The 312-nt window shown below is 65.4% G+C and carries 1 pseudogene; it reads right to left on the bottom strand.

The annotated features are described in order from the left end of the window. Positions 1–312, bottom strand: a pseudogene (locus tag EN859_RS36725) (LacI family transcriptional regulator); the annotation flags it as partial.

The raw sequence follows: 312 nt of genomic DNA, 5'->3' as shown, positions 1-312 counted from the left end.
AGCGTCACGCGCCGCGTGAACACGGTTGCATAGATCACGCCGAGCACGTTCGGATTGCCGAGCGTCGCATCGAGCACGCGCGCCTCGATCTCCGCGTTGCCGTGCGTCGAATACACGGCGAGCATGCGGCCGTTCGCGAATGCGGCGTCGCGCGCGCCGTCGATGCTGACAACGGGATGCGGGCTCGTCGAAATTTCATCGGCCAGATAGACGATCAGATTACGTTCGCCTTGCGCCGTGTTGAACGATGGCAGCGCGCTCGCCTCGCGCGGCGTCATCCGGTAGCCGAGTTCTTGCGCCGCGCGCAGCACT

Origin of the sequence: Mesorhizobium sp. M00.F.Ca.ET.216.01.1.1, assembly GCF_004010325.2 — a bacterium.
In the GTDB taxonomy this organism is placed as follows: Bacteria; Pseudomonadota; Alphaproteobacteria; order Rhizobiales; family Rhizobiaceae; genus Mesorhizobium.
Note: the sequence above shows the minus strand (reverse complement) of the source record. Positions and strands in the feature narration are given on the sequence as shown.